The following is a 3,320-nucleotide window of genomic DNA, read 5'->3' on the forward strand; positions in this document are numbered from 1 at the left end:
TTTTAAAAAAGACGGGGAAGAGACGCACGCATTAGTTTCTGCTTGGTGTGTATCTATTGCTGATAAGGATTTAAAGGCCATTCCTAGTGATAGTCTGGAAACTGAAGAAAAGAAAACTTGAAATGCCTTTAATGCTGTTTGCTTTAAATAAAAGACAGATTAATTTAGAGATATGACTATTCAACCGCAAACAGTTGTAGGCGGGGTTGCTGCAGTATCTTTGGTAACTGCAGGAGGTTTTGCAACTTGGCATTATTTATTGAACAAGCCTTACGGTGATTACTATCTGTATGCAATTAGCATCGGAAGAGAGTATTTGAGCGATTTTAGGGAAAATATTAAGGCAATGTTTGTAGAAAATAGCGACTTTAGACAATACTTAGGGGCAAATTTTGATGAAATGAAGAAAGTGAGTGGGGTTTATTATGGAGATTTGTCAGCAACAGACGTACAGAAAGATTCTTCTCAAACTTTTAAATTGGATGAATTTACGGACTATGTTTATAGATGATGTGAGTATATAGCAAGAGAGAAAGTTGAGGGAGCAAAAAAATCAGATGGAACTTGAGATACAAGTAAGTTTTCAGATTCAGGCTCAAGTAAATGAAAAGCTTTCAAAGAACAGTGTACAGATAAGAAAAGGCAAGATTAGAACGTAAACCTCCTTTGATTTTTATAAGAGAGAGTTAGTTAACTTATGAAAAAGAAGTTAGCTGCAGGAACTATTGTGGTTGGTGTAGGTAGTTTATTTTCTGTCTACGCAGCAGGCGCTTTCGGAAGTAATACTTATTTGAGCTTAGGCAGCAAATTAGAGGATCATTTATATGTTGGTGGTGATGTTGAGAAGATAAAGAGTTTATTGGCTCCCGCTAATGACAACTCTTATAAAACTACTTTGAAGGATACCCATTGGGAGAATATGAAAAGTGAGCATTTGGTTGTTAGTTCTGGTATTTCAAAAGAGGGAGATCCAACTACAAACGGAAAAGAGGAAGAGGTTTCTAAATTTATTTCTGCATGATGCACTTCTATTTCTAAAAGGAAGTTAGATGCTGTTCCGGCTGAATCTGGCAGTGAAGAAAAGAAGGTATGGGATGCATTCGTTCTTGCTTGCTTTCTAATTAGAGATCTTGAACAATAGAGATTGTCTTTTTAAGATGTTCTTCCAATTCTCTATGAGTTTAAAAATCTACTCCTGGTAGTTTGGAAATAATCTAGAAAAACAAAATTTAGCATCACTCTTAATAGTTCTTCACTCTTACAATTGCTGCTTTAATTTCACTAAGATATGTCAACCCAAACAATAGGAGCTGCAGCAGCAGGAACAGCAGTAGTTGGAGGCGGCGGTGCATTAGCAGCTTACGCAGCTGGAGCTTTTAGTTCCAAAGTTGAAGAAAAGGAACAAGAAAGAAGAAAAGGCACTTACAGAACTTTAGTTGAACAAGATAAATCTATGCAAGATAAGGAATATATAGGAGATAAAGAGGAAGAGATTGAGACGCTTTTAAAAAATGATACATCTTACAAGAATACTTTGAGAGACACTTATTGAGAAAGTATGGACAAAAAAGATATTTTCAAAAGTCTATCTTTGGTAAAGACAGATAAAAGTCAACTTGATCTTACAAATAGAAAAAGCGAAGCTGCGAAATTTGTGTCTGCTTGATGTCAAGCAACTTCTGAAAAAGAATTAAGTCAAATCCCTTCAGAAGGAACAACTGATCATAAAAAATGAGAAGCATTTAAATTCGCTTGCTTCAAAAAAAATCAAGCGTAGTTGCTTATTTAGTTTATGTCAACACAAGCGATAGGCGCCGCTGTGGCTGGAACTGCATTATTGGGCGGGGGCGGTACTCTTGCTGCTTATGCTGCAGGCGCTTTTAACACTAAATGAGAAGATACTACTTTTGAAGAATATGCACAGTCTTTAGGGAAACTTAAATATTTAGGAGAAGGTAACACAAATTTGAAAACACCTCCTACGAAAACTAATGTGGAAACTAGAATCGGCGATTCTGCTAATGGAGCAAAATATAAAGAATCTTTAAAAAGAAATTGAGATCAAATGAAAAAGGAAGACGTTGCAGAAGAAGAAAAGAATAAGAGACCACGAGATTCAAAAGATGTGTTATTTCCTGCTATCGCTCAATCGTTAGATAAAAAAAGCGAAATTGCTCAATGAACGGAGACTTGATGTGGCGCTATTGGAAAAAAAAGAGTAAAAGCAAAGGTTAAAGTAGGTGATGAGACAAAATGAAACAAAGAATTTTTTGATGGAAGTGATTCTTGAAAAGCATTTACAGCTGTTTGCTTAGAAGCAACGACTTCTTAATCTATGTCAACTCAAGTATTAGGCGCTGCTGCAGCCGGAACAGCGGTAATAGGGGGCGGAGGAGCTACTATTGCTTACGCAGCTGGAGCTTTTGATCCTAAAGTTAAAGAGAGTAAACAAGAAGTAAGTACTTATAAAACATTAGCTGAGAAAGAATTTGAGACAAGCAAGGAATATGTAGGGGGTGATGAGAGTGCAATTAAGACACTTTTAGAAAAAGCAGGCGACACTTCTTACAAGACAACTTTGAAGAATACTCATTGAGAAAAAATGGAAGAAAAGGATATTCTCGAAGATGATAAGCCTACAAAAACTAAAGATAATGAGTTTGATAACAATGGTAAGAATGATGAAATTTCAAAATATGTATCTGCTTGATGTCAAGCAGTTTCTGAGAAAGAGTTGAGTTCAATTCCTAAAAACGGAGAGACAAATAATAATCGATGAGAGGCATTTAAATTTGCTTGTTTCAAACAAAAACCGTAGGGTAATTCATGTCAACTCAAGCAATAGGAGCTGCAGCAGCCGGAACAGCAGTAGTAGGTGGCGGGGGAGCATTGGCTGCTTATGCCGCTGGAGCTTTTAACGGAGAAACTAAGTATGAAAGTTTTGATGATTATTTTCAAAAAACATTAAGCAAAACTCATAAATATGTAAGTGAAACTGATTATCAACCGATAGAGACAAAAATCGGAGAATCTGCTGGTTCAAATACATACAAAACATCTTTAACAACTCATTGATCAAAAATGGGTTCTAACGATGTTCCTGCAGATGGAGAACCTACGCAAAAACCTGAAACAATAGATACAAGTTGATCTAATAAGACGGATGTAGCAAAATGAACTTTTAAATGGTGTAATTCTAGAAAGACTAAAAAACCATCTGGAGATGAGAAAATGTGGATTAGAGAAGAAATAGAAAGAAATTTGGAATGGCAGACATTTAAATCCGTTTGTTTAGAAGAGAGGCCAAAACAACAATAATG

6 protein-coding genes are annotated in these 3,320 nt (G+C 35.9%); all 6 read left to right on the forward strand.

All coding sequences use genetic code 4. The features are described from left to right. Positions 1-172: 172 nt before the first annotated feature. The 6 genes from H6411_RS04445 (at position 173) to H6411_RS04470 (ending at position 3,318) form a co-directional block, all read left to right on the forward strand. The gene (locus H6411_RS04445; protein WP_216083441.1) at positions 173-652 is read left to right on the forward strand and encodes a hypothetical protein; all 480 of its coding nucleotides are present in this window, start codon (positions 173-175) and stop codon (positions 650-652) included. A 45-nt stretch (positions 653-697) separates the two neighbouring features. Further along, on the forward strand, positions 698-1,141 hold the full coding sequence (locus tag H6411_RS04450) for a hypothetical protein (RefSeq protein WP_216083442.1): 444 nt from the start codon (positions 698-700) through the stop codon (positions 1,139-1,141). Positions 1,142-1,288: 147 nt separating this feature from the next. Beyond that, positions 1,289-1,777, forward strand: coding sequence for a hypothetical protein (locus H6411_RS04455; RefSeq protein WP_216083443.1), 489 nt, complete (start codon positions 1,289-1,291; stop codon positions 1,775-1,777). A 15-nt stretch (positions 1,778-1,792) separates the two neighbouring features. Next, positions 1,793-2,332, forward strand: coding sequence for a hypothetical protein (locus H6411_RS04460; protein ID WP_216083444.1), 540 nt, complete (start codon positions 1,793-1,795; stop codon positions 2,330-2,332). 3 nt (positions 2,333-2,335) lie between these two features. After that, positions 2,336-2,818 (forward strand): hypothetical protein, encoded by a 483-nt coding sequence (locus H6411_RS04465; protein WP_216083445.1) that lies wholly within the window; start codon positions 2,336-2,338, stop codon positions 2,816-2,818. Positions 2,819-2,826: 8 nt separating this feature from the next. After that, the gene (locus H6411_RS04470; RefSeq protein ID WP_216083446.1) at positions 2,827-3,318 is read left to right on the forward strand and encodes a hypothetical protein; all 492 of its coding nucleotides are present in this window, start codon (positions 2,827-2,829) and stop codon (positions 3,316-3,318) included. Positions 3,319-3,320 lie beyond the last annotated feature (2 nt).

This window comes from Candidatus Mycoplasma haematohominis, from assembly GCF_902712995.1.
In the GTDB taxonomy this organism is placed as follows: domain Bacteria; phylum Bacillota_I; class Bacilli_A; order Mycoplasmatales; family Mycoplasmoidaceae; genus Eperythrozoon_B; species Eperythrozoon_B haematohominis.